The organism is uncultured Marinobacter sp., assembly GCF_947259545.1.
Taxonomy (GTDB): domain Bacteria; phylum Pseudomonadota; class Gammaproteobacteria; order Pseudomonadales; family Oleiphilaceae; genus Marinobacter.
In genome coordinates this window covers 505868-532063 of sequence record NZ_CAMYMK010000007.1, presented here as the reverse complement: position 1 = coordinate 532063, position 26196 = coordinate 505868, and the positions used below count along the sequence as shown (strand labels likewise).

Here is a 26196-nt window from a genome sequence, read left to right as displayed (position 1 = left end):
TACCGTCAGTCACAAAAGCCCCCGGGTCTGCCGTAAGGCGCCGGGGGCTTTTGCGTTGTTGTAGCGGGTGCCTTGTGGCTGTTTTCCAAAGGCTTCTTAACGCCAGCGCCACATAAGACTATAATGCCCGGTCAGCCTGCTCTAAGATGGGCTGGTTTAATATCACCAGAAGGAGTTCGTGCTTTGAGTTCTGTAGATTCCCAGCAACGGGTTTTGTCCGGGATGCGTCCGACCGGCAAGCTTCACCTTGGCCACTACCACGGTGTTCTGAAAAACTGGGTGAAACTCCAGCACGAGTATGAGTGCTTCTTCTTTGTCGCTGACTGGCATGCGTTAACCACCGACTACGAAGACACAGCGGGTATCGAGCAGAGTGTCTGGGATATGGTCATCGACTGGCTGGCGGCCGGGGTAAATCCCGGGTCATCGACCATGTTTATCCAGTCCCGTGTGCCGGAGCATGCAGAGCTGCACCTGCTGCTCTCCATGATCACCCCCCTGGGGTGGCTGGAGCGCATTCCTACCTACAAGGACCAGCAGGAAAAGCTGCGGGAAAAGGATCTGGCCACTTACGGATTCCTGGGGTATCCGCTGCTGCAAAGTGCGGACATCCTGATGTACCGTGCCGGTAAAGTCCCGGTCGGAGCCGATCAGGTATCCCACGTGGAGATTACCCGTGAAGTCGCCCGTCGCTTTAATCATATCTATGGTCGCGAGCCCGGTTTCGAAGAACAGGCGGAAGGCGCCATCGTGAAGATGGGCAAGAAAAACGCCAAACTGTACCGCAATCTCAAGAAACGGTATCAGGAAGAGGGCGATCTGGAAGCCCTGGAAACCGCCAGGGCCTTGCTGAAAGAGCAGCAGAACATTTCCCTGGGCGATCGTGAGCGTCTGTACGGTTACATCGAAGGCGGTGGCAAGGTGATTCTGCCAGAACCCCAGCCGCTGCTGACCCCGGAATCAAAAATGCCGGGGCTGGACGGACAGAAAATGTCCAAGTCCTACAATAATTATATTGGTCTTCGGGAAGATCAGGATTCGGTCGCCCAGAAAGTTCGCACCATGCAGACTGACCCCCAGCGGGTCCGCCGTACCGATCCGGGGGAGCCTGAGAAATGTCCGGTGTGGGGTATGCACAAGATCTATTCCGATGCGGACACCCAGGAATGGGTGCAGGCCGGCTGTCGAAGCGCCGGGATTGGCTGTCTGGAATGCAAGAAGCCGCTTATCGACGCAATCATTGAGGAGCAGCGCCCCCTCCATGAGCGCGCCCGTGAGTACGAAGGCAACCCCGATCTGGTACGCTCGATTATTGAGGAGGGCTGCGAGCAGGCCCGTGATTCGGCCAGGGATACCCTGGATGAAGTTCGCGCAGCCATGGGTCTGAACTACCGTTAGAATCGGTGTCCACTGGATGAGCCCTCAGCCGCATGCTGGAGAAAGTATGACTGATGACACTGTGAGCACATCGCAGGCCGAGACGGGTGAGGACGCGCCATCAACCGCTCCCGAGCAGGTGCCCCTGGCTCTGGTGTCCGGTAAGCCAGTGGTGGATCTGCCAAAGGACCTGTACATTCCACCCGATGCGCTGGCGGTGTTCCTGGAGGCCTTCGAGGGACCTCTGGATCTGTTGTTGTACCTGATCCGGCGCCAGAATATGGACATTCTGGATATCGATGTCAGCGAAATTACCCGTCAGTACATGGACTACATCGGTGCCGTGGAAGCCATGCGCTTCGAGCTGGCGGCTGAGTACCTGGTCATGGCAGCCACCCTGGCGGAAATCAAGTCCCGCATGTTGCTGCCTCGGCAGGAAAGTGATGACGAAGAAGAGGTGGACCCGCGAGCTGAGCTGATACGCCGATTGCAGCAGTATGAACGCTTCAAGAAGGCGGCGGAGGATCTGGATCAACTGCCACGGCAGGAGCGGGATACCTTTGTCGGGTCGGCAGCGTTGCCGAAACTACCGTCGAGCCAGCCCCATCCGGACGTGGAGCTCTCGGAGCTGCTGCTTGCACTTCAGGGCGTGCTCAAACGGGCCGATCTGTTCACCAGCCACCATGTCGAGCGGGAAAAGCTGTCTACCCGGGAGCGCATGTCAGCTATTCTCTCGGTGCTTCAGGATGATCGCTTTGTTAAGTTTGAAAGTCTGTTCACGCCGGAGGAGGGTCGTCTGGGCGTGGTTGTCAGCTTCCTGGCGACGCTTGAGTTGGTGAAGGAACAGCTGATTGAGGTTGTCCAGGGGGAAGTCCTTGGTCCCATTCATGTCAGGGCCAGAGCGTCCAGTTAAGCGAAAGCACGAGTTCCATGAACGAAGAGAACCTGAAAAAGATCCAGGCGATTACCGAGGCCGCACTGCTGGCGGCAGGAAGACCGCTGTCATTTGATCAGCTCAGAGAGCTTTTCCCGGAAGATGAACGGCCTCCCCGCCAGATCATGGAGCATGTCCTGGTATTGCTGGAGGCAGCCTGTGAAGGCCGTGGCTTTGAGTTGAAAAAAGTTGCCAGTGGGTATCGGCTGCAGGTGCGTGAAGAGTTTGCTCCCTGGGTCGGGCGGTTGTTTGAAGAGAAGCCTCAGCGTTACTCGCGGGCCTTGCTGGAGACCCTGGCGCTGATCGCCTATCGCCAGCCGATAACCCGAGGTGAAATCGAGGATATTCGCGGGGTTACTGTCAGCAGTAACATCGTGCGAACCCTGTTGGAGCGTGAGTGGGTGAGGGTGGTCGGCCATCGGGATGTGCCCGGCAGGCCTGCCATGTACGCTACGACGCGCCAGTTTCTCGACTACTTCAACCTGCAGGGTCTGGACCAGTTACCGCCCTTGTCGGAAGTGCGGGATCTGGAAGAGATCGGACGGGAAATTGAAAAGAACATGCAGGCGGAGATCGAGTTTGAATCCGGATCTTCTGCCAATGATGGGGAAGCTGGTTCCGGTGAATCGGAGCCGGACGCCCCATCGAATCAGACAATTCACTGATGCCGCGGGCATAGACCCGCATCAGCCCACTGAAAGGATAAGTTCATGGCGTCAGAGCGCCCCGGTAAGCCTGGAGGCAAACCCTCCACTTCTTCGAAAGCACCGACGGCTGCCGCTGGTGGCCCCGAAAGAATTCAGAAACTCCTGTCCCGTGCGGGCGTTGGTTCCCGTCGTGAGGTGGAAGGTTGGGTGGAAGCCGGCCGTTTAACGGTCAACGGACAACTGCCGGAACCGGGCCAGAAGGTGACCATCGGTGATCGCATAGAACTGGACGGCAAGCGTCTTGACCTGGCCTCCGGCTCGGAAGTCGTCCGCCGCGTGCTGATCTACAACAAGCCCGAAGGGGAAGTGACCACCCGCCGTGATCCGGAAGGGCGGCCGACAGTGTTCGATAGTTTGCCGAGGCTCAAGGATCATCGCTGGATCTCCATCGGCCGTCTGGATATCAACACTACTGGGCTGGTTCTTTTCACCACCGATGGAGAGCTCGCCAACCGGCTGATGCACCCATCCAGAGAAATTGACCGGGAATATGCTGTCCGGGTGTTCGGCGAAGTGGACGATGCGATGCTGCAGCGCCTGATGGATGGCGTGTTGCTGGAAGATGGCATGGCCAAGTTCACCGACATCACGCCGGCCGGTGGCAGCGGGATCAACCGATGGTTTCATGTCACCCTGCTGGAAGGCCGGAATCGTGAAGTTCGCCGTCTATGGGAATCCCAGGGCGTGAGAGTCAGTCGGTTGAAGCGGGTTCGATACGGGCCGGTCTTCCTTCCAAGCCGTTTGACGGTTGGTAAATGGGAAGAGCTGGATCAGAAGGGCGTCGATATGCTCAGCAAGGCCGTGGGTCTGGAGTCCGTCGCTATACCCGCCAAGACGCCCAATGAACAGGCAGCGCTGGATCGCAAGCGCAATAAGCAACCCGGTCGGCCGGCACGTAAGTCCGGGGGCCGCAAATGGGATGTGAGCTCGACCAAACCAGCCAATCAGGGCAAGAAGCCCGCACGAAAACCCGCGAAAAGCGTCAAGAAAAGCTAGCTGATACTGGCAAAGACCCGGGTGCAGTTGCGTCCGTGGTCTTTGGCCCGGTAAAGGGCCTCATCAGCGCGGGCAAGCCATTGGTCTGAGGCTTCACCGGTCAGGTGCATGGCTACTCCGCAACTGGTTGTTACGGAGACGTTGGTATTGCCGCAATTGACCGAAATGGTGCCAATGTATTCGCGTATCCTTTCCGCCACATGGCGCGCTTCCATTTCACCGGTATGTGGCAAAAGTATCGCAAATTCCTCACCGCCGAAGCGGTAGACTGAGTCCGAACTTCTTACCGCTTTTTCCAGTGCCCGGGCGGCCAGTTTGAGCAGGTGGTCGCCTACCACATGACCGTATCTGTCATTGACGGCTTTGAAGTGGTCCAGATCGCAGAGAATCAGAGAGTATTGATCTCCGTGTCGATCTGACAGCTGGCAGGCCTGCTGTAAGGCGCTTTCCATTGCTCGCTTGTTGGGGATTCCGGTCAGCGAGTCGGTTAACGCTGCGTGTTCGATGGCAAGGAACTGACAGGCATTTCGGATGGGGCAAATTGCTGCTCCCAGCATCAGTTCGATAGCTTCCAGTTCCTGTTCTGTGAACTTCTTCCGGCGCTTGAATGAGAGTGTGCCATAGCTCTCGCCCTCCAGAGTGAGGCGATACTCGCAGCTATGCGGGCCCCCCATGCCTGAGCTGAACACAAAATCAGTTCCGCCAATCTGATGGCGGTAGTGTAGTGCGTCGACCGGTACAATCTCGCTGACCTCTCCAGCCAGAATGGCGAGCTGATTTTCCAGGGAAAGCGTCGTTGATAGTCGCCTGGTCAGGCGTGTCATTGGATCAGGCGACTCATTCCAGTCCCGGTGGGCCTGTCGCAGGGCGGCAAGTTTTTGAGGCTGCGGGCCGGATTTTGCGAATGATGGTGTTTGCTTCACTGGGAATGAACCTGTTCAAGTGTTTTTCCTTGACAAGCACAAACCATGCCCTAAATTTAAACGGCAATATAGTCAATCGACTACAACATTCTTTTGATATACTTTATAACGCCTGTTCTTCATTTGCGATGAAGTGTCAGAATTCCGGCGATTATTTGCCTGCCCTTCAGGGTGTGGTCGAAATGTCAGACAAGGGGATGGGGTCAGCCAATCCCTGTGGTAAACTTTTGCGCTTATGATCGTGCCGTCTGCAGCAAGTGAGCGACCAATTATATGAGGTTTCAGGCTCCCGAAAGTCTTTCCGAGCAAATTGCCCAGCACCTGGGTCAGCGGATCATGACCGGTGATCTCCAGCCCGGCGAACGAGTGCAGGAACTCAAAGTGGCCGGTGAACTGAATGTCAGTCGTGGTTCCGTCCGTGAGGCATTGTTGATTCTCCAGCGCCGCCATCTGATTGAAATCTTCCCACGTCGGGGCGCGGTGGTGTCGAGACTGACGCCGGAACTGGTCAACAGCCTTTATGATATCTACATCGATCTGCTGTGCATGTTGGGCCGCAAGGTCATGGAACGCTGGTCCGCACAGGAGTTGGCGGGTATCGTGAGCCACGCCCGGGAACTCCAGGCTGTGACAGATGCCCTCAACTCTTCCGGCAGCGACGCCGGTGAGCAGGTCATCGAAGCCGGATTCGGTGTGATGCGTTACGCCTACACCCTGGTGGATAATCCATTCCTGGAAGAAACCCTGGAGAACTTCCGCCCGGCTATCAGCCGAACCTACTATGTTGCTCTGGAGCATTTCCGCGATGAGCTGACGGAAACCGGCCGGTTCTTTACCGATGTTGCCGATGCTGCTGCCAGCGGCGATGCTGCCAGGGTTGAGTCGGCAATAATCAGGTTTGGCGAGCATCAGCGTGAACAGGTGTTAAGAATACTCAGGGAGGAGGCAAGCGCCTGATATGCGCCTGAAGTCCATCAAACTGTCCGGTTTCAAATCCTTCGTTGATCCGACCACGGTGCCTTTTCCCACCAATATGACGGCGGTGGTCGGTCCTAACGGATGCGGGAAGTCCAATATTATTGATGCGGTGCGCTGGGTCATGGGGGAAAGTTCCGCCAAATATCTGCGTGGCGAATCCATGACCGACGTTATCTTCAATGGGTCCAGCGCCCGCAAACCGGTCGGGCAGGCGTCAATTGAGTTGGTATTTGATAACAGCGACGGCTCTGCGCCCGGAGAGTTTGTCAAATTCAATGAGATTTCCGTTCGCCGTCGAGTTTCCCGCGAAGGTCAGTCTGAATACTTCCTCAATGGCTCAAAATGCCGCCGTCGTGATATTACCGATCTGTTCATGGGAACCGGTTTGGGGCCAAGAAGTTACGCAATCATTGAGCAGGGGATGATATCCCGGCTTATTGAGGCCAAACCGGAGGAGCTGCGGGTCTACATTGAAGAGGCTGCCGGTATTTCCAAGTACAAGGAACGGCGCCGGGAAACTGAAAACCGCATTCGACGCACTCAGGAAAACCTGGAGCGACTCACCGATCTCCGGGACGAACTCGGCCGTCAGTTGCAGCATCTGGAGCGTCAGGCTGCGGCGGCAGAAAAGTACAAGACCTACAAGCAGGAAGAGCGTCAGAAAAAGGCAGAGCTGACGGTACTGCGCTGGAAGTCGCTGGATAACGATTTGCAGACCTGGCGCACCAGAATTCGCGACACCGAGCTGGAGCTGGAAAAATACCTGACCGATCGCGTCAACCTGGAAACCTCACTGGAGTCCCTGCGGGACAGTCATCAGGAGCGGACCGAGCACTTTAACCGGGCCCAGGCTCGTTACTATGAGGCGGGCGCCGATATCGCCCGTATCGAGCAAAGCCTGGAACATCAGCGCGAGCGCGGCCGGCAGATTGCCACCGAGCTGGACCAGGCCATGGCGAACCAGCGGGAGCTTGCGCGGGAACTGGAGCAGGATGAAGAGAAGCTCTCCGGCATTCAGGAAGAGCTGGATATGATCGAGCCGGAGCAGGAAGCGCTGGCGATCCGGGCCGAGGAGTCCGGCGAGAAGCTTCAACTTGCAGAAGACGCCATGAGCGAGTGGCAACACAGTTGGGAGCAGTTCAGCTCCCGTTCTGCGGATGCCCGGCGTCAGGCTGAACTGGCCCAGTCGCGCATAAACTCCCTGGAAGACGCCATTACTCAGCTCAAGACCCGTCAGCAGCGCCTGAGGGACGAGCAGGACCTGCTTGAGGGGCAAGTGGATCGTGCTGAGCTGGATGAGTTGCTGGAGCAGCAGGAAACCCTCGAACTGCAGCGCGAGGAAGCTGCCGACCGGATCACGGCGGTTCAGGACGAGCTGTTTGACGCCCGTCAGCAGCAGAAAGATGCCGAGCAGAAGGTGTCTGATTATCGTCAGAAGGTACAGAGCCTTCGCGCTTCCCTGGAATCCCAGCAAGCAATGCTCGATGAGCAGATGGGAGGCCAGGACGATGCACTTCAATCCTGGCTTCATGAGTTCGGGCTGGAATCCGCTCCCAGGGTTGCCCAGCAGCTGACCATCGATAATGGTTGGGAGTTTGCCGTTGAACAGGTGATCAGCCGTTTCAGTCAGGGGGTGAGCGTGCCGGGTATGGACTCGCTCCATCACGCCATGTCAGGAGCCCCCAAGGGGTTGGCGCTGGTCAACTCTGACAGTCCCGGTGCGGAGCAGGCCTCCGGCCTTGCAGCCCGGGTCTCCGGAGCTGCGGCCATCCATGGGCTTTTAGCCGGCATAGATACGGCGGATGCGCTGGACGATGCGCTCGCCGGGCAGGGTAGCCTGGCCCCGGGAGAGAGCGTTATTACCCGGGAAGGGGTTTGGGTATCCCGGGACTGGATTCTGATGCCGGACTCCGACGCCGCCCAGGTGGGGGTGATTGAGCGCCAGAAGAAGGTCAGCCAGCTGTCTGAAGAATTGGACGAGGCTGAGGCGTTGTTGCAGGAGGCCAGTGAGACGCTGGAAAGTCTTCAGGAGAAATCGGAAAGGGCGGAAGCCAACCGGGATGAAGCTCAGGGCCGTCTCAGCGACGCGGAGCGGGAGCTTGGCGGACTTTCTTCCAGGATCAGCGGTCTGAAGGCCAGGGCAGAACAGATCGATGCCCGGCTCCAGAGGATCCGCGAAGATGCCGAGGATGTAGCTCTGAGCCTGGAAGAACAGCTCGAACAATTGCAGGAAGTCCGGGAAGAATGGCAGGAAGCCCTGGCGTCCACCGAAGACAATGATGAAGAGAAAGAACAGCTCCTCGAGCGCCGGGACTCGCTTCGCGAAAACCTCGATCACCTGCGCCAGGAGGCCCGCCACGACCGGGACCGGGCTCATCAGCTTCAATTGCAATTGCAGTCCCTGAACAGCCAGAGAGATGGCTTGCGCCAGACCATCGACCGTATGCAAATGCAGAAGGAGCGGCTGGAAGAGCGGCTTGAAATTCTCCGCGAATCCCGGGAGAACGCCGAAGAGCCGGTTGAAGATCTGCAGATGCAACTGGAAGGGTTGCTGGATCGCCGCCTGGCGGAAGAAGAGAAGCTGGGCGTCGCCAGGGATGCGTTGGAAGAAATCGATCGTGAGGTACGTGAGAAGGAACAGGGCCGCAGCCGCACGGAGCATGAGGTTCAGGATATTCGCGCCCGGCTGGAAAAACTGAAGATGGAGTGTCAGGCCCTGGAAATCCGCTCGGGTAACCACATTGAACAGCTCAAGGAGCTGGATGTGAAGTTACAGGAGGTACTGGATCAGTTGCCCGAGGACGCCACCGAGCAGGCGTGGACTGATGAGCTGGAGAAGATTGGCAACCGGATCCAGCGACTGGGTGCCATCAACCTGGCAGCCATTGAGGAATACCAGGTCCAGAGTGAGCGGAAGACCTATCTGGACAGCCAGCACGAAGACCTGATGGAAGCCCTGGAGACGCTGGATAATGCGATTCGCCGGATTGACCGGGAGACGCGCCAACGATTCAAGGAAACGTTTGATCAGGTGAATGGTGGCTTGCAGGCGCTGTTCCCGAAGGTTTTCGGGGGTGGTAATGCGTCACTGGAGCTTACTGGCGAAGACCTGCTGGAAACCGGTGTTGCCATCATGGCAAGGCCGCCGGGCAAGAAGAACAGTACCATTCACTTGCTTTCCGGTGGTGAAAAGGCACTGACGGCCATCGCACTGGTGTTCTCCATATTCCAGCTCAATCCGGCGCCGTTCTGTATGCTGGATGAGGTGGATGCGCCACTGGACGACGCCAACGTGGGCCGCTATGCCAATATGGTCAAGGAAATGTCAAAGCAGGTTCAGTTCATCTACATTACCCATAACAAGATTGCCATGGAAATGGGGGATCAGTTGATGGGGGTTACCATGCACGAACCTGGTTGTTCGCGGCTGGTGTCTGTTGATGTGGACGAAGCGGCCGCTCTGGCGGAGGCGTAAGGCACCCGTTGTCAGGGTGTTCAGAATGCCGTCAAAGATGACAAAAAGGCCATATGGCCCGCCTGTGCGTTGTATTCATTACAGGCTTTTCTTAGAGTAGCAACGATATCCGATCTGCAAACAGGACAGCATCACTATGTCACTAAGGGAATGGTTAATTGCCATAGGTACCCTGGTTATCATCGGCATTGTCATCGACGGTTTTCGTCGAATGCGCCGGGCACGCAAGGAATCCATCGCGATTTCATCAGGAATGGGGGCCAATGACCTGGATGAATCGCCCCTGGACGAGGAATACAATCCGGAGCTACCGAACGGTGGGGCACGGACAATCTCCAGGGACACGCTTGAAGAGCGGGGTTATCTGAAGCGGGAGCGTCCCAGCCGCTTTGGCAATCCGGTTCAGAAGCCAACGCGTCCGATTATCAGTGACGAGGCGAAATCGGCGGTGGCTGAAGAAGAGCCGTCACAACCGGAATCCGGGGAAAGCGACACAACCTTCCAGACTGATGCCTGGGACGATTATGAAGCCCCTGATACTGGCTGGGGCGCAAATGACGACGAGCCCGAGCCTGATGAAGGGATCGTCAGTGAGCCGCAGCCGGCGGAGCAAGTGGAGCCACCGGCTTCGACACCACCTCCAACGGTGACCAGCGAAGTCCAGGAGGACACCGCACGGCGTGATCAATCACCGAAGCGTTCCGGTCAACCGCTGGCGGGCGCCAACCGCCCGGAAGCCAGAGAGGTTGTTGTCATCAACGTGCTGGCGCGTAACGGTGAGGATTTCAAAGGCAGTGTTCTGAAAGAGCTGTTTGAGGCCTGTGGCCTGGAATACGGCGACATGGATATCTACCACCGCCACGAGGAATCAGATACCACCAGTCCGGTCCAGTTCAGCGTGGCCAGTGCCGTAGAACCGGGAACCTTCCGTCCGCAGGACATGCCGACTCTGTCGACACCGGGCATCAGCTTTTTCATGAGCATGCCGGGGCCATCCAACGCCCTCCAGGCTTTCGAGTTCATGCTCGAAACCGCTCAGTGTGTGGTTCGTAATATGGGCGGAGAGCTGAAAGACGAGCGGCGCAGTGTGATGACACCGCAAACCATCGAGCATTGCCGTCAGCGCATCCGTGAGTTTGAGCGCAAGCAACGGTCGCCCCGGCACTGACGCACACCGCCATTGTTGCGAGTAAAATACCCGGTGGAATCCGGGTATTTTTTTGTAGGTCCAAGGATTACAGGTATGAGCACAGCAACTCCCGAAACGGTAAATCGGGTACAGGAACTGCGGGACATAATAGACGAGCATAACTATCGTTATTATGTGCTGGACGATCCCCAGGTGCCGGATGCCGAGTACGATCGGTTGTTCCGCGAGCTCCAGGAACTGGAGACCAGTCACCCCGAATTGATCACCGGGGACTCGCCAACACGTCGGGTCGGTGCCAATGCAGAAACCAGTTTTGAGGAAGTGGTGCATCGGATACCCATGTTGTCACTGGACAATGCGTTCAGCGACGATGAACTGCGGGATTTTGACCGTCGGGTGAAGGACCGCCTGAAAACCGGGGACGACATCGAATACGTTTGTGAGCCCAAGCTCGACGGCCTCGCTGTCAGCCTGCATTACGAGCAGGGCGTCCTCATTCGGGCTGCCACGCGGGGCGATGGCTACGCGGGCGAGGACATTACCGCCAACATCCGTACCATCCCGTCGGTTCCCCTGAAGCTTAGAGGAAGCGATGTGCCTGACACGGTGGAAGTCCGGGGCGAGGTCTATATGCCCAAAGCCGGTTTCGAGAAGCTGAACCGGACGTTGGCCAATCAGGGCGACAAAACCTTTGTCAACCCGCGCAACGCTGCCGCCGGCAGCCTCAGGCAGAAAAAACCGTCGGTGACTGCCCGCCGGCCCCTGGAAATGTGCGCGTACAGCGTCGCTGTGACCGACGACTCTTTATTGCCTGACACCCATTGGGACTGCCTGCAACAGGTTGGACAGTGGGGCTTCCGGATCAACCCGGAAATGCGCAAGGCATGCGGGGTAGAGGAATGCCTGGCGGCCTATCAGGCGTTGATGGACAAGCGTGGCGAACTCCCTTACGAAATCGACGGAATCGTTTTCAAGGTCAACAGCCTGGCGTTGCAGCAGTCGTTGGGTTTTGTTTCCCGGGCGCCACGCTGGGCGATTGCCCATAAGTTTCCGGCACAGGAAGAGCTTACCGTTATCGAGGACGTGGAGTTCCAGGTGGGGCGAACCGGGGCAGTGACCCCGGTGGCCCGCCTCAAGCCGGTGTTTGTGGGTGGCGTGACGGTCAGTAATGCCACTTTGCATAATATGGATGAGATTCGTCGCCTTGACGCCCGAATCGGCGATACGGTGTTTATAAGGCGTGCAGGTGATGTCATTCCGCAGGTCGTCAAGGTGGTGCTGGATAAGCGGCCAGAAAACGCCCGAGAGGTGGAGCTTCCGAAAACCTGCCCGGTCTGCGATTCAGACGTTATTCAGATCGAAGGCGAAGCTGTGGCTCGCTGCTCCGGTGGTTTGTACTGTCCCGCCCAGCGCAAGGAAGCGATCCGGCATTATGCGTCCCGCAAGGCCCTGGATATTGAAGGTCTGGGCGATAAGTGGATCGATATCCTGGTGGACCGGGACATGGTGAAGACCGTGGCGGATCTGTACGGACTGACCAAGGAAGACCTCACCGGGCTGGAGCGCATGGGTGACAAATCAGCCACCAACCTGCTGGCGGCCATTGATAAGTCTCGGCAGCCGGTACTTTGGCGCTTTGTCTACGCTTTGGGGATACGCGAAGTCGGGGAGGCGACTGCGAAGTCCCTCGCCAGTCATTTCGGTAGCCTGGAGGTAATTGCTGAAGCCGATGAAGAGGCGCTGCAGCAAGTGCCGGATGTCGGCCCCATCGTCGCCGGCCATATTCGAAGCTTCTTCGACCAGCCCCACAACCAGGAAACGATTGCTTCCCTGAAGGAGGCGGGTGTTCAGTGGCAGACGGAAGAAATCACCGCTGAGCCAAAGCCATTGCATGGAGAAACCTGGGTATTAACAGGAACGCTGACGGAAATGACCCGGGATGAGGCCAAAGAGCGCCTGGAAAAACTGGGTGCCAAGGTTGCCGGTAGCGTTTCCAAAAAAACCTCCTGTGTCGTCGCCGGAGAAGCCGCCGGCTCCAAGCTGACCAAGGCAGAGTCTCTTGGCGTCAAAGTGCTGGATGAAGACGGTTTTCGCACCCTGCTGGAATCCCACGGCGTATAGCCAATCAGGCCGGGATCCTTAACAGGACTCCGGCCTGTGAATCTGAGAACTCGCGCAGATCCCCCCGTGTACAAATTGATTACCATGGCGTTGTTCTGTAACGGTGTGTAAAGCGGACCGGTTGTCCTGCCTGAGCACCCATAATAACAACGCTTTGAAACGGACTTTTCCATGCGCGCCGAATCGCTAACCCGCCTTGCTTCCCTGGTCAGATGCTATGGTCTGTTGCTGGTCCTGGCATTGGTCACTACCGGATGCAAAACCGAAAAGAGCTCCGATGATCCTACCGTGCTGGGTGTGCCCCCCACGGAAGCCTACCTTGGAGTCGAGTATTACTATAATTTCGGGGCTTACGGTGGTGAGCGGATACTGGACTTTTCACTGACCAATACGCCGTCCTGGCTGGCGCTGGAGGAGACCAGCAACAAGGCCCGCCCAGGCATTATCATACGCGGTGTGCCCGGATTGAGTGGCGGTAACCGTGGTGACGCGGACCTGGGCAAGATTGAAGACATCAATCTGATTACCACTGATGGCGAAAGGGCGGGAATTCAGCCGTTCGATATTGAGGTGAAACGGAACCCGTTATCCCTGGATGCAGACACGTTCGCTGAAGGCCAGGCCTCAGACAGCCCGGAAGCCAGCGATAACCGGTGCGAGGCGCCAGAGTTGGGTGACACTGGCTCACACACTTACACCGCGAATCTTTTCGACAGTGACGGCATTGTAACGGGGACCGAGGACCGTACCACGGACACCCAGCCCGTGTTGGTCAGAGTCCTGCTGGATCAACCATCGGTCACCCGCGTTGCTGTGGCGTTCGAGCTTTCCTCCGATTTTGATCCCTCTGTTTGTGACCAGGGGATTGACCCCGACCATCAGCGCTGCGAAGAGGGCGATGCCAATCACGATGAAGCGGTCATTGGCAGGGATATAGTGGCCCTGGGTAGCGGCAGTGAAGGGGCGCTGCCGGTACCCGACTACCTGAATTACCAGCAGGACGAGAATGGCTTCTACTCAAAGGGCGTCATTACACTGGAACCCGGCATCACCGAGTGTTACATCCGTCTGGAAGTGGTGGATGACACCCTGCCGGAACCTTCTGAATCACTGCAGTTGACCCTGACTGAAATACGTAGCGGCCTTGCGGCTCTGGGGCCATCGGACAGTGGAATGAAAGTCTCGCTAACGATCGATGACAACGAACCGCTGGTGCGCCTGGAGACCGTTGGCGGTCGTCAGCGAGATGCCCTCAGTGTGGGAACCGAACGTCAGTACGTGGCCGTTCTCTCTGGTGATCGGGACGGAACCGTTCAGGCCAGGCTAGGGGAGACCGAGGACTCACTTGCCAAGGCTGGGGAATACGTTATCCAGACCCTGGATGGCAACGGTGAATGGCAGGATAACGACATTCTCCAGTTCCCGGAAGGTGTGGCAAGGGTTCGCTTCCGGGTGACGGTTCCCGATGAGGGTTACAGCAATGCCGGCATGGATGACCGTTTCCTGTTGCTTGGTGTTGACCAGGATTACCAGGCAGGGAGACCTGGATTTGCCGGGTTTGCAGAGGGCGGTGAAATTCGAATCAACTTCAATGAACTGGTCGCGCCGCTGATTTTCAATGATGTGGATGATTTCATCCCGACCGATATTGCTGTGGGCCATCAGGGGCGGTTGTATGTCGCCGGGTATGATGACCTCAATAATGACCAGGTGTTGGTGCGTATTTTTGATCAGAAGGGAGTGTTATTGCAGGAAGTGGCGGTAACAGATGGTGCGACGGCGCTGAACAAACCTCAACCCGTCATTTACTTTGCCCGGCGTCAGGTGACCCGGGGCAGCACTCGGGTGGATCGTTTTGAGTTTGCAGTGGCCTTTGCTACTGACGTTGACATACCCGGTCACAGCTCCCTTGGAGGAAAGGATGTCGTGACCAGCCTTTACTGGTTCGACTCGGCCGCAACCGAAGGCAATGAGTACTCGGAAGTTTGGACCTTGCGCTCGGGCACGTCAGCGGATGACGTACCCCGGTGGGTCGGCATCAACCCGGATAACGGATTTGTGGTGATTGCCGGGGAAACCAGAGGGCGATGGCCGGGTGAGACCCGGGCCGGCGGAATAGACAGCTTCCTGCAGCGGATCGATACCGAAACCGACGGTGATAACCAGGTCCCCGGACTCGCCTGGACGCGGCAGATCGGTTCCAGCCAGGATGAGGCCGTGGTATCCGGCAGTACGGTGAGCGCCAGCCCCTACCTGTTTGGTGCGACAGCGGGGGCGGTCGCGACCCAGAACAGTGCCGGTTCTTCAGACGCGTTTTTCTTTAATGCCTCCGGCGCTGACAGCACCATCAATGTGTATCAGCGCGGGACCGACGGCAATGAGGCAGTGGTGGATGGTCTTAGTGACCTCAACAACCTTTGGTTGCTGGGGAACAGTGATCGCTTGTACGCCATTGAAGACACCGCTGACACGAAGAGCCTTAACAGTGAGCCGGTGGCCGGTACCACCGGCTTCGTATTCGGTTATTCTTCTTCCGGTGACGTGAATTTTGCGTTTTCCTACGCGGATGAGGCCCGCACCGGTAAAGAGGCCTTTGCCGCATTACTGGCGTTTGATGATGATCTGATTGCAGCAGGCGCCACTACCGGGGCCTTTGCCGACGATGCGGTGGACAGTGGCATACAGCAGCCCATTATCGCGCGGATATCCACGGCAGGCTCCGAGGCCAGCGGCGATGAAGAATCCGACGGGTGGGATATCTGGCGGGTTCAGCCGGGCCTCGATGGCGCGAACATTACCGCCCTGGCCAACTACCGGGATGACGAGATTGTCACTTTGGTACGGGAGACAGTGGGGGCTGAGAATGAATGGAAAGCCATTCTGTTCTCGGGTGAAGGTGTGCGGCTGAATTAAACCGTGCCCTGCTGGCGACCGGCGTTGGCGTAAAGCTTGAGATAGTCGGTGCTGGTCACAATGCCAGCGGGGGCGCCGTATTTGTCGACCACCAGAGCTGCGTTGAGCTGATGCGCTAACATCAGTCGGGCCAGCTGATGGGCGTCGGTTTCGGGGGAAGCCGTCAGAAAGGCCGGCAGTTCGATGTGAATCATGCTGTGACTCATCGCATTGGCATTGTTCTCGTGCAGCCAGGCCAGCAGCCAGCGCAGGTCGATGAGCCCGGCAACGTTCTCCTGAGAGGTGATGACCAGATGGTGAACCCCATGATCATCCATCATTGTCAGGGCTTCGGAGAGGGTGGCGGTTGCCGGCAGTGAATAGAGTGCCGGCGTACAGATAGTTGAGACCGGGAGATAACTGCGCTGCTCCCTGGGTTCGTCGTATGCGGCGGAGCCATACTCTTCCATGGCCCGGTGAAGGCCGGAAGCGTAACTGGCCTGCTGGAATTCCGCGTCTGTGACTTCACTGTGCCCGGTGTTGATGGCATGGGATTCGGTCATTTCGGTGACGTTGCCCACGCGCCGCCCCCGGAATATTTCCGGTAGGCGGGTTCCGACAGGTCTGCCGGGTTCACTGACAAAAATGGCCATGAATATCTCCGGGGTATAACGCCCTTTAAACAGTTATCGGCCTTCGTTGAGAAATCTTAAGCTCGTCATGAAGCTTTAGCATCTTCCCTTTTGTAGCATCGATGCGGGTCCACCCGCTTTGCCAGCGAATGAGGCAGACACACTGGCTGACCGGTAAGCTTATCCGCAAGAAACTCGGCCAGCAACGGGGCGTAAGTCAGTCCTTTACTGCCCAGACCGGTGAACAGGAAGAGTCCGTCGAGCTTATTACTTTCGAGGTTGTTCAGACTCCCGGCCACGGGTTGGTAATCATGGGTAGTACAGCGAAATCCGACACGGCCCTCAAGCATTTCCGTTTCTGAGTCGGTTGGTGGCTCTTTTTTCCAGAGTCCGGGAAGCATGGTGGTCAGTTCGGTCAGGTTTTCACGGTGGCTGGTGCGGCTTTCCCTGGGCGACAGATCATGGAGATCAAAGGTGGCGCCTGTCACGCAGAGTCCATTGTGGGCGGGGTTGAGGTAGCGGGGGCCACAAATCACCGCCTTCGGAGCATGGATACGTTCTTCCGGCAGATGGCTGACCTGGCCCCTTATTGCCTTGAAACGGAAAGCACCGCCCATGCCTTCAGGTGGCACAAGCTCCGGTGTCCTGTGCCCTGAGCAGAGAACGACCCTGTCGACCTGGATGTCACCCCCGGCGCCTTTGATGATCCACTGACCGTCCCGTGTCACCAGTTCCTGAACCTCCATGCCGAAGCAGCGCTGGATATTGGGATGGTTTGCCAGGGTCTTGCAGAGCGCGGCCGGCTCAAGCCAACCGCTATGGGTGTACCAGAGGCCGCCGGTTTCAACAGGCGTACCGGTCAGTCTGCGGGCTTCGTCCGTATCCACGGGCGCCAGAATCTCTGGAGGGTATTGGTTACGGCCCAGAAAACGTTCCTGGCGTTGTCGTTCCTGAGGGCCCCAGGCCATTTGCAGCAGACCGGTGGGATGCCAGCCACTATTCCGGAAGGGTTCGTAGAAACGCTGGCTGAACAGGAGTGAAGACAGCGCCAGCTGTGTCTGGGCATTGAACTCCACCCCAAGTTTCACGTAAAGCGCGCCTTGCAGGTTGCCGGACGCCGCGGTACCTGCATCCCTGGCCCCGTCTACCAGTGTGACTTGCACGCCACGCTTCGCAAGGTTGTGAGCCAGCAAGCTACCGGCGATGCCTGCACCGATAATGGCCACTGAGCCGGGCTTTTCGCTACCCGCTTCCGGGGTTCCAGAGGCGGATTCCGGGATCATGCCGGCGAGCATGTCCCGCTTGCGCCCAAACCCGGCCACCTTGGTCATCGTAAAGCCCGTATCTGCCAGGGCTCGACGAATGCGACCGACGGCAGTGAAGGTGGACAGGGTGGTTCCGGGTTTGCTATGGCGACGGATCTGGTGAATAGCATCATCCAGCCACATGCCCGGGTTCAGGGAAGGGGCGAAGCCGTCCAGGAACCAGGCATCGGCAGCGAACTCCAGCTCCCGCCACGCGTCGAGTACGTCACCAAAATACAGGGTTAGCCGGACCCGCCCACCGTCGAGCAGCACACGGTGAACGCCTCTTACCAGCGGCGGATAGTGTTGGATCAGTTCATCACCGAGTTCTTGCAGCTCCGGCCAGAGTGTCAGTGCACGCGCCAGGTCATCTTTGCTCAGAGGGTAGCGTTCGGCGGAGACAAAATGCAGGGTGGTGCGGTGGCTGGCGGGGCTGTTCCGCCAGGACTGCCAGGCAGCAAGGAAATTCAGACCGGTGCCAAAGCCGGACTCCGCAATCACAAACGCCGAATTGTCCGGCAGCCTGGCGAAGCGCTCGGATAACCGATTGGGCCTGATAAACACATACCTGGTTTCTTCCAGACCGTTGTCACGGTTGAAGTAGACATCACCGAACAGTCTTGATTCCGGCACTCCGTCTTGCCAGAGAATGTCAGCCGGCTCTATGGCCGGCGCCGTCACTTCGGTCATTACTTCCCGGATGCGTCGCCGTTATTGATGACGGTGATGTTCCGAATGGTAATGGGGTCAACTGGAACATCGCCCATGCCGCCGGAGTAGCCGGTTTTCTTGCGGGCAATGGCATCCACCACGCCCATGCCTTCGGTCACTTTGCCAAACACCGCATAGCCCCATTTTTGGGGGTTGTCGGACGCGTTCAGATAGGGGTTGTCGACCACATTGATAAAGAACTGGGAGGTGGCCGAGTGGGGCTGGCCGGTCCGTGCCATGGCAATGGTGCCCCGAAGGTTTTTGAGCGTGGGGCTGGCTTCGTTCTGAACCGGGCTGCTGGTGTCCTTGCGGTTCAGGTTACCGTCAAAACCACCGCCCTGAATCATGAACCCGGGAATAACCCGATGGAAGACCGTGCCCTGATAGAAACCACTTTCCACATAATCGAGAAAGTTCTCCACGGTTTCCGGGGCAACGTCCGGCCGCAGCCTGATCTCAATGACACCTTCGCTGGTTTCCATGCGCACCTGGGGCAGTGTTTGCTCTGAAGTGTCGCTGCCGGCCATAGCGGGCGAGCTGATCAGTAGGGCGGAAAGCAAAACCAGTAAAAGATGGTGGGCAGTACGTGATGAGGTCACCTTGTTAACTCCTTCGATAACGCTGGCAATGGTGCAGCGGAAGACACGGGTTTGTCGGGATATTAACAGAAATTCCGCAGGTAACGGCTATTCCTCATGCATATTGAACAGTGATCGTCTAACCTGTCATAAGATTGTTTAACAAAGGCGTGGCGCGCTGAGTTGTACGGCCGCAGCATTCATGGAATGGAGGGCGCAAGTGGATATCCGTCAGGGATTTGAAGAAAAATCGAGGCTGGGTCGACTGCTCGTTAATCGGGGGTATTTGTCTTCCCAACAGCTGGAAGAGGGGTTGCGCTTACAGCGGGAAACCGGTCAGCGTCTCGGGGAGGCGCTGATTCAGGCCGGATGGATCACCGAGCGTGAGCTTTTCAGGGTTCTGAAGCAGCAGTCTCGTTACCGCAATGCAGCCGCATTGTTTACCGTGGTGACTTTGCCGCTGCAGCCCCTGGTAAGTTTTGCAGCCGGTCCATCGGCAAGCGCTGCCCAGGATACCCTTCCGGAGTCAGCGGAACTAATGCAACAGGGCAAGGGCATTTCACCGCTGAGCGATGCTGATCTGGCCAGGGTTTCGGGGCAGGGGGATCAGACACTCGTGGACCGTATTGCTGCGGTTGGTGCTATGGTTCCGAAGCAAGGAGATGCCGACGCGGAGCCCGATGTGCTGGAAGGCATCAAGCTGACGGCCCATATCTTTGTACCGGTACTGAACTTCCTGGATTCCGATCTGACAATAACCGGGGTGCATTACCGCGATGATGGCGTTCGTCACCGCGTGGATGACGATGGCAGACTGACGTTGGCATTCCCCGAACGAATCGAAGAGATTCGCATGGACAATATCCGTGTCAGCGGTGGACACACGCCTCCTCTTGGCAACGTCAGCATCAGTGATATCCGCTTTGATCCGGATTCACGGATGACGGTATACACAAGATGACAAAAGAAAACCCGGGCGCCTGTTAGCGGATCAGGCGCTGGCCAGGATGGTTCTTTGGGAATTGCCGGTCTGTTCGCCATGGGCGCCATAAAGCTTTTGCTGGCCGCTGGCGCCGCGGAAGATGTCCGTCAGGCGTGACAGGCGTTTCTGCATATGACTGATGACGCGACCGTTGTTACGGTTAATTTCCTGGCAGACCGCCAACCGCTCATTGGCTTGCGACCACAGTTCAGCCAGATCGGATAAGCCCGCACTTCGAATGAAGCGGGAAGGTGCACCACCCTCGGGGCGGTAGCCCATGGCAACCAATACGTGGATCTTCTGTTTGGCGCGTGCACGAACCTGATCGAGAATCGTATTTTTCTCGGTCATTATTGATTGCAGTGCCTGCACATCCGAAGAGGAGAGGCAGGATTTTTCCTGTTCCAGGATATCCGCCAGTGACTCCAGCTGGCGGATATCCTGGGAAAGAAGGTCTTTCAGTTCATCGATTGCGGCCATGATCTACTCACCCGAAAATGCTTTCATCCATCTCAAGCATTTTCTGGGCCAGTTTTTCTGCATCAATCTTGTATGAACCATCGGCCAGAGCCGCACGGATCTGTTCAATGCGGCCGTCATCCATCTCCGGATAATCGCCCAGCTTCTGTTCCAGCTGTTTCAGGTTCTTGGCCTGGCTGCTGAGGTTAACGTTTTCCCCCCGCGCACCCTGAGCCTGGCTTTTTGCCTGCTCTGGCGCCTGGGTGTTTTGCGTGGAGCCAGACTTGTCGGCCGTGGTTCTCTGGGTGTTGACCTGGCCGGGACCAATTCCATTAAAGTCAACTGACATATCGGTACCTGCTTACCTTTAAGACTGTCCGGAGACAGCGTTCGCGAATTTTATACTTGGATATCGGCGGTTGAATCGAAAGCTTTAGGAAATTTTAGCTACAAAAAATTACACGTTTGTCATTTTTGGTAGTGAGAGTGGCAAACAACTGCCGCCTGCGGAAAAAAGGCGCCGCTGGCCATATTCCGATGACTTACATCGGGATCTCCACCTGTCCGGGGGCCGTTACCAGCGCTTTAATCGTCCGCGACGAGGACAGGTTTTCAACCAGGACCTGATCCCCTACACCTGCATCGGCCATGGCTTTGCCTCGTGAATTGACGGAAAAGCTCCCCTTGCGGGCGGTAATAATAACATGGTCTCCCCTGGTGACCGCAGCTGGCGCAGAGAGTAGGTCAGGTGTCATCAGCGTGCCGGTATTAACACCGCGACGCATCTCCATTCCCACCAGTTGATCGGCATCAGTGATTACGCCTTTACGGGTTGCGTTAACCACCACTGATTCCGCTTCAATCATGCTCGCCATGACGCGTTCGCCCCGAGCCAGTGGGCGGGCAGCCACGAGTCCTTCGCCGCGAATGGATACGGAGGCGCTCAGGAACATCCGCCAGGGACGCTCACCCCGGCACGCAACCTCGAGCGTCGGTTGGGTGGTATGCCAGGGGTCGCTGCTGAAGCTGACGGCCAGTGGGTGTTCACAGGTTGCCAGGGACAGGCGACTGTCCAGGCGGCCGGTTTTGTGTGTGACGTCGAAGCCGTTTTCCGCCTGTTTTTTGGCGAACGCCTCCAGAAACGAGGCCGCAGCATGCTGGATCTGCTCGGCCGTGGTGTTTTCCGCCTGAGCCGGGCCGGCGACAGACATTAACAGTGTGACGACAAAAATGGTGGTGCGCATACGCAGCGGTTTGTCCTATGCTGTCTTTAATCTGGCAAAACCCTGAATACTTCAGGAAACGGGGAATCAGCCGTTAAACCCAAACAATGAGTCAAAATACTGGCGAAGTGCCGGTTTCAATAGCTCTCAACAGTTAATCAGCAAAATGCATGCCGGCATAGTGGCGGCAGTCCCGGGAGATAAAGTCATGGCAGGGGTACTCGACAGTGTAAATCAGCGCACGCAGCTGGTAGGGCAGAATCGCCTGGAACTCCTGTTGTTCCGTCTTCGGGGCAGACAGATGTACGGTATCAATGTGTTCAAGGTCAAGGAGGTCCTGCAGTGCCCGAAATTGTCTTCGATTCCCCGGAGCCGCAACGTAGTTCGGGGTGTGGCTCACATCCGGGGTGAAACCATTCCAGTCATTGATCTGGCTATGGCTATTGGCCTTCCGGGTATACCAAAGGAAGAGTTGGCCAACAGTTTTGTCATCATCACGGAGTACAATCGCAAAACCCAGGGATTCATGGTGACGGGCGTGGACCAGATCGTGAACATGAACTGGGAAGATATTCTGCCGCCCCCGAGAGGCGCCGGGAGCGAAGTTTACCTGACTGCGGTAACCAGAATTGAAGACAAGTTGGTGGAAATCATCGACGTAGAAAAGATTCTTGCAGAAGTTTCTCCGCTCAGGGAAGATGTCAACGAAGAGTTGGTGTCTCGAAGCGCCGCACGTGTTCAGGCGCACCTGCCTGTGCTTGTGGTAGATGATTCCAGTGTGGCGAGGCGACAGATGGAGCGATGCCTGACGGCGATCGGCATGGAAGTCATCACCCGGGACGATGGCAAGCAGGCTCTGGATTACCTCAAGAAAATTACTGAGGATGGTTCAAAAGCCAGTGATCATCTGTCTCTTGTGATCTCCGATGTCGAAATGCCTGAAATGGATGGCTACACTCTGGTCACCCGGTGCAAGAACGATCCGGCGTTACGGGATATATTTATCATGCTCCACACCTCACTAAGCGGCGTGTTCAACACCGCGATGGTGCAGAAGGTGGGTGCTGACGAGTTCATGGCCAAGTTCAGTGCAGACGAACTGGCTGAAAAGGTTATGGAGATCATTGATCGGGCCTAGTGCCGGCGATCAGTCCGGATTCACCTGACGCAGGGATTCAATGAAAGCGGATATTACGCCACAGGAATACGAGGCTTTTAAGACGTTCCTGCAGGATGCGTGTGGCATTCTGCTCGGTGACAACAAGCAGTATCTGGTGAAGAGCCGTCTGCGTCGCATTCTCGAGGAACACCAGCTTACCACCCTCGGTGAGCTTCTGAACCGTCTTAATCGTGCCGGCCACAGCAATCTCAAGGAAGTGGTCATTGATGCGATGACGACCAACGAGACGCTGTGGTTTCGCGACAATCACCCGTTTCGGATTCTTCAGGAGAAACTGCTACCGGAGTTCGCCGAGCGGAATTCGATGCAGCCTTTGCGGATCTGGTCTTCCGCCTGTTCCACCGGGCAGGAACCCTATTCGGTTGCGATGATCATTGAAGAGTTCCGGCGCCAGCGGCCTGGAAAACTGCGGGACGTGAAGTTGACCGCGACCGATATCTCGAAGAGCGTGTTGGAAGTGGCCCGCAGGGGCGAATACGAAATGATTGCCATTGGGCGTGGCCTGTCGCCGGAGCGCCAGAAACAGTTTTTCACGCCCTCCCTGAACGGCGGTTGGCAGATACGGCCGCAGATCAAAAGCATGGTCGAGTTCAAGGAGCTTAACCTGCTGGAGCGCTACATGTTCGGCAAGTTCGACATCGTCATGTGCCGTAATGTGTTGATCTATTTCTCCGCGGAGCTCAAAAAGGACATCCTGACTCGCATCCACGCCACCCTGAATCCGGGCGGTTACCTTATTCTGGGCGCGTCAGAATCACTCAATGGATTGCCCCACCTGTACGAAATGGTGCAGTGCCACCCGGGCATTATTTACAGGAAGAAATAACCCGCCCATGCCTATAAACGTCTGGATACTGGTCGCCGCCCAGGCACTGGCCATGTGTACGGCACCTTTCATTGTCTTTATCGGCAGTATCCATGGCCGGATTCTGGCGCCGTCTCCCGAGCTGGCCACCTTGCCGGTTGGGCTTGTGGTGGTCGGTACCGTGCTTGCCATCAAACCCGCTACCTGGCTGATGGAGCGTATTGGCCGCAAGCCGGTCATGCTTCTGGGCGCACTGATGGGGGTGCTGTCTGGCCTGACGGGTGGCGCCTCCTCCTGGTTATCCAGCTTTCCACTGTTGTGTCTCGCTGCCGTGATCGGGGGAGCGGGGTTAGCCGTCGTTCATCAGTACCGTTTTGCGGCGATGGAGTCCGTCAAGCCAGCGTTAGCCGGCTCGGCAGCCGCCCGGGTCTTGCTGGGCGGTTTGATTGCTGCCTGGCTGGGGCCTGAGATTGCGCTCGTCGGGAGTGCCGGGCAGGGGGCGTATCCCTTTCTTGAGGGCTGGCTGAGCCTGGGTGTTGTTCAGCTTCTGGCCATGGTTGTCTTGGCTCTGGGTTATCGGGCGAAAGGTGAACTGACCAGTGAAACCCCAGTCGGCGGAGGCCGTCCGTTACGGGAGATCCTGCGCGCGCCGGTGGTATGGACCGCAATCAGCGGAGCTGCTATCGGTTACGCGGTGATGAGCTTTATCATGACGGCGACCCCGCTCAGTATGACCGAGATGGCTGGCCATGAACTGGACGATGCCAAGCGGGTGATCCAGATTCATATTGTTGCCATGTACCTGCCATCATTGATCAGCGGCTGGCTGACAAGCAGGGTGGGGATTCCCCTGATGATGGCTGGTGGATTGCTTGCCTACCTGGCGTGCATTCTTCTGGCATTCAGTGGCATTACTTTCCACCATTATCTGTTCGCGTTGATCATGTTGGGGATTGGTTGGAACTTCCTGTTTGTTGGCGGTACCACCTTGTTACCCAGAGGTTACCGGGATGAAGAGCGTTTTCGTGTCCAGGGTCTGAACGATCTGATGGTCTTCAGCTCCCAGGCGACCGCTGCCCTGACTGCGGGGATGGTCCTGACGGCTGTCGGATGGGCGGGGTTGCTGCTGGTTGCGATTCCCTTCTTGATACTGCACGCGGTGCTGATGGGAGTCTGGCTTTTCCGATCCAGGGCACCGGGCACCCCCGAATCAACAACTGACCGGCCTATTTGATCAGCCTCTGGATGTCACGGAAGCGCGGGTGTTTGCAATGACGTAGCCATTCAAAGGCCACCATCTCGACCGTTACGATCCGGGCGCCGCTCTGGTGCAGTCGATCCAGGGCTATATCCCGATCCAGCTCATTGCGGGAACCCGTGGCGTCTGCAACGACCCAGACCTTGTAGCCTGCATCCACCAGACTCAGGGCAGTCTGCATCATGCAGACATGGGTCTCACAGCCACCTATGACGATCTGCTGGCGTCCTTCGGGTAATTCATCAATGAGACCGTCAGGACAGGCGTCGAAGTGATATTTCTCAACGACCTGGTCACACAGTTCACGAACGTCCGGGACACTATGCCCCAGTTTTTCCGGTAGCTGCTCTGTCCCCATGACAGGAACCTCCAGCAAACCGGCGATGGTGGCCAGCGTCAGACATTGGCTGATGACGTCTCCACCATGGGTAATCGACGGCATCAACTTCTCCTGCAGATCGACGAGTATCAGAATGGACTGGTCGGCTTTCATCAGCATTGTTGTTCTCCTTATACGAGGCTGAGGTGTGGGGCTGTTCGTTTTCTCGCTACGGTTTTTAAAGTAACGATAGCCCGGAAAGCGCTCAATCGTTAACCGATGTCGCCCTGCAGTTTAATTTTTTCCATGATTTTTCGAAAGAGAGTTGCCAAACGCCTGAAAATTCATTAGAGTTTGCGCCCTCAAATGAGTGACGACATCACTGATTTGGAACAGTTTATTGGAGAGGTGGCCGAGTGGCTGAAGGCGCACGCCTGGAAAGTGTGTAAACGTTAATAGCGTTTCGAGGGTTCGAATCCCTCCCTCTCCGCCAATACAAAACCCCAGCATCGCTGGGGTTTTTTATTGGCCGATTGGCAGGGTAAGAAGAACCCTTGCGGGTTCGACCGAAGCCTGCAGCGCAGGCTGAGGAACGTCGGAGCAAAGCGACGACGGCCCCGAAGGGGTGAGGGCCGAAGGCCCGAATAATCCCTCTCTGTCCAAATGTCCAGAAATATACTCCTGCCGGTACCTGAAAAAAAATTTGGTTTTAATGAAACCAACCCCTCCATTCGTCCGTATTTCCTCAACAGCCGGAAATTGGCTGTCAGATCTGCGATCTGAAGTATCCACTTTGCGATGCGTATTCGCTCGTTGTGGAAGTGATCGGAGGTTCACTTCAACAGTACGGAGACTCGCAATGAATACAAAACTTGCTATCTTTCTGGCATTTAGTTCTTCGCTTGCGTTTAGTGGGGCTGCTTTCGGAACCGAGAATCAGCTGGCCACCGAGAATCAGCTTGCCACTGTTGGCGACGCAAAAGTCACTCCCCTGAGCGTCGAACAGATGTCTGAAGTTGAGGGCATGGCCCACACCAATTTCCCACTGGGTGCACTTGTATTCGACAACACCAACGGGAACATCGCGGATAAGCCAGCATGGAATTTAGGCCTCAGCCCGGACCGAGCACTGGGCAAGGCACAAGTTCCTGGCTCCTAAGAAAAAGATGACGGTGGGGTAGCCCATAGCTCG

The 26196-nt window shown here is 56.9% G+C and carries 23 protein-coding genes and 1 tRNA gene; 16 read left to right on the top strand and 8 right to left on the bottom strand.

Features of this window, described 5'->3' with window-relative positions:
- Positions 1-183: 183 nt before the first annotated feature.
- The 4 genes from Q0Y21_RS10220 to rluB are packed head-to-tail and all read left to right on the top strand — an operon-like array spanning position 184 to position 4014.
- On the top strand, positions 184-1398 hold the full coding sequence (locus Q0Y21_RS10220) for a tryptophan--tRNA ligase (RefSeq protein ID WP_297794634.1): 1215 nt from the start codon (positions 184-186) through the stop codon (positions 1396-1398).
- 46 nt (positions 1399-1444) lie between these two features.
- Positions 1445-2290 carry a ScpA family protein gene (locus Q0Y21_RS10215; protein ID WP_297794631.1) on the top strand — a complete coding sequence of 282 codons (846 nt, stop codon included), beginning with the start codon at positions 1445-1447 and terminating at the stop codon, positions 2288-2290.
- A 17-nt stretch (positions 2291-2307) separates the two neighbouring features.
- Positions 2308-2976, top strand: coding sequence for an SMC-Scp complex subunit ScpB (gene scpB / locus Q0Y21_RS10210; RefSeq protein ID WP_297794629.1), 669 nt, complete (start codon positions 2308-2310; stop codon positions 2974-2976).
- A gap of 45 nt (positions 2977-3021) precedes the next feature.
- Entirely contained in the window at positions 3022-4014 is a 993-nt protein-coding gene (gene rluB / locus Q0Y21_RS10205; RefSeq protein WP_297794626.1) for a 23S rRNA pseudouridine(2605) synthase RluB, read from the top strand.
- Here rluB and Q0Y21_RS10200 read toward each other — a convergent pair.
- A complete protein-coding gene (locus tag Q0Y21_RS10200) occupies positions 4011-4937 on the bottom strand; it encodes a GGDEF domain-containing protein (RefSeq protein WP_297794624.1) in 927 nt (308 codons plus the stop codon). The two genes, rluB and Q0Y21_RS10200, sit on opposite strands and share 4 nt — an antisense overlap.
- Between Q0Y21_RS10200 and Q0Y21_RS10195 the strand changes: the two genes are divergently transcribed.
- The 6 genes from Q0Y21_RS10195 (at position 4838) to Q0Y21_RS10170 (ending at position 15574) form a co-directional block, all read left to right on the top strand.
- Entirely contained in the window at positions 4838-5176 is a 339-nt protein-coding gene (locus tag Q0Y21_RS10195; protein ID WP_297795443.1) for a hypothetical protein, read from the top strand. The genes Q0Y21_RS10200 and Q0Y21_RS10195 overlap by 100 nt on opposite strands.
- Positions 5177-5210: 34 nt before the next feature.
- A complete protein-coding gene (locus Q0Y21_RS10190; protein ID WP_297794622.1) occupies positions 5211-5894 on the top strand; it encodes a GntR family transcriptional regulator in 684 nt (227 codons plus the stop codon).
- Between the two features lies 1 nt (position 5895).
- A complete protein-coding gene (gene smc, locus Q0Y21_RS10185; RefSeq protein WP_297794619.1) occupies positions 5896-9390 on the top strand; it encodes a chromosome segregation protein SMC in 3495 nt (1164 codons plus the stop codon).
- Between the two features lie 136 nt (positions 9391-9526).
- Positions 9527-10558, top strand: a complete 1032-nt coding sequence (gene zipA, locus Q0Y21_RS10180; RefSeq protein ID WP_297794617.1) for a cell division protein ZipA — start codon at positions 9527-9529, stop codon at positions 10556-10558.
- Positions 10559-10633: 75 nt separating this feature from the next.
- The gene (gene ligA / locus Q0Y21_RS10175; protein ID WP_297794614.1) at positions 10634-12661 is read left to right on the top strand and encodes an NAD-dependent DNA ligase LigA; all 2028 of its coding nucleotides are present in this window, start codon (positions 10634-10636) and stop codon (positions 12659-12661) included.
- A gap of 171 nt (positions 12662-12832) precedes the next feature.
- The gene (locus Q0Y21_RS10170) at positions 12833-15574 is read left to right on the top strand and encodes a hypothetical protein (protein ID WP_297794611.1); all 2742 of its coding nucleotides are present in this window, start codon (positions 12833-12835) and stop codon (positions 15572-15574) included.
- On the opposite strand, the gene Q0Y21_RS10165 is transcribed toward Q0Y21_RS10170, so the two are convergent.
- The 3 genes from Q0Y21_RS10165 to Q0Y21_RS10155 form a co-directional block, all read right to left on the bottom strand.
- The gene (locus tag Q0Y21_RS10165; protein ID WP_297794608.1) at positions 15571-16206 is read right to left on the bottom strand and encodes a CBS domain-containing protein; all 636 of its coding nucleotides are present in this window, start codon (positions 16204-16206) and stop codon (positions 15571-15573) included. The genes Q0Y21_RS10170 and Q0Y21_RS10165 overlap by 4 nt on opposite strands.
- A gap of 65 nt (positions 16207-16271) precedes the next feature.
- Positions 16272-18179 (bottom strand): bifunctional tRNA (5-methylaminomethyl-2-thiouridine)(34)-methyltransferase MnmD/FAD-dependent 5-carboxymethylaminomethyl-2-thiouridine(34) oxidoreductase MnmC, encoded by a 1908-nt coding sequence (gene mnmC / locus Q0Y21_RS10160; protein WP_297794606.1) that lies wholly within the window; start codon positions 18177-18179, stop codon positions 16272-16274.
- Complete coding sequence (locus Q0Y21_RS10155) at positions 18179-18727, bottom strand: peptidylprolyl isomerase (protein ID WP_297795399.1); 549 nt, start codon at positions 18725-18727, stop codon at positions 18179-18181. Before Q0Y21_RS10155 ends, mnmC begins: the two co-directional genes overlap by 1 nt.
- Positions 18728-18998: 271 nt before the next feature.
- Here Q0Y21_RS10155 and Q0Y21_RS10150 point away from each other — a divergent pair, with 271 nt between their 5' ends.
- Positions 18999-19739, top strand: coding sequence for a pilus assembly protein PilB (locus Q0Y21_RS10150; protein WP_297794603.1), 741 nt, complete (start codon positions 18999-19001; stop codon positions 19737-19739).
- 30 nt (positions 19740-19769) lie between these two features.
- Here Q0Y21_RS10150 and Q0Y21_RS10145 read toward each other — a convergent pair whose 3' ends face one another.
- The 3 genes from Q0Y21_RS10145 to flgA all read right to left on the bottom strand — a co-directional run bounded on the left by Q0Y21_RS10145 (position 19770) and on the right by flgA (position 21463).
- Entirely contained in the window at positions 19770-20240 is a 471-nt protein-coding gene (locus Q0Y21_RS10145; RefSeq protein ID WP_297794601.1) for a flagella synthesis protein FlgN, read from the bottom strand.
- 7 nt (positions 20241-20247) lie between these two features.
- On the bottom strand, positions 20248-20568 hold the full coding sequence (gene flgM, locus Q0Y21_RS10140; protein ID WP_297794598.1) for a flagellar biosynthesis anti-sigma factor FlgM: 321 nt from the start codon (positions 20566-20568) through the stop codon (positions 20248-20250).
- Between the two features lie 193 nt (positions 20569-20761).
- Complete coding sequence (gene flgA, locus Q0Y21_RS10135) at positions 20762-21463, bottom strand: flagellar basal body P-ring formation chaperone FlgA (RefSeq protein ID WP_297794596.1); 702 nt, start codon at positions 21461-21463, stop codon at positions 20762-20764.
- Between the two features lie 187 nt (positions 21464-21650).
- On the opposite strand from flgA, the gene Q0Y21_RS10130 reads away from it, so the two are divergent.
- The 3 genes from Q0Y21_RS10130 to Q0Y21_RS10120 are packed head-to-tail and all read left to right on the top strand — an operon-like array spanning position 21651 to position 24661.
- Positions 21651-22580 (top strand): chemotaxis protein CheV, encoded by a 930-nt coding sequence (locus Q0Y21_RS10130; protein ID WP_297794594.1) that lies wholly within the window; start codon positions 21651-21653, stop codon positions 22578-22580.
- Positions 22581-22620: 40 nt separating this feature from the next.
- Complete coding sequence (locus Q0Y21_RS10125; RefSeq protein WP_297794591.1) at positions 22621-23448, top strand: protein-glutamate O-methyltransferase CheR; 828 nt, start codon at positions 22621-22623, stop codon at positions 23446-23448.
- Between the two features lie 7 nt (positions 23449-23455).
- Positions 23456-24661, top strand: coding sequence for an MFS transporter (locus Q0Y21_RS10120; protein WP_297794588.1), 1206 nt, complete (start codon positions 23456-23458; stop codon positions 24659-24661).
- Here Q0Y21_RS10120 and Q0Y21_RS10115 read toward each other — a convergent pair.
- A complete protein-coding gene (locus Q0Y21_RS10115; RefSeq protein ID WP_297794586.1) occupies positions 24654-25184 on the bottom strand; it encodes an isochorismatase family protein in 531 nt (176 codons plus the stop codon). The two genes, Q0Y21_RS10120 and Q0Y21_RS10115, sit on opposite strands and share 8 nt — an antisense overlap.
- Positions 25185-25406: 222 nt before the next feature.
- On the opposite strand from Q0Y21_RS10115, the gene Q0Y21_RS10110 reads away from it, so the two are divergent.
- Together Q0Y21_RS10110 and Q0Y21_RS10105 are read left to right on the top strand one after the other, a co-directional pair.
- A tRNA-Ser gene (locus tag Q0Y21_RS10110) sits at positions 25407-25497 on the top strand.
- A gap of 366 nt (positions 25498-25863) precedes the next feature.
- Entirely contained in the window at positions 25864-26163 is a 300-nt protein-coding gene (locus Q0Y21_RS10105; protein ID WP_297794583.1) for a hypothetical protein, read from the top strand.
- Positions 26164-26196: the final 33 nt, after the last annotated feature.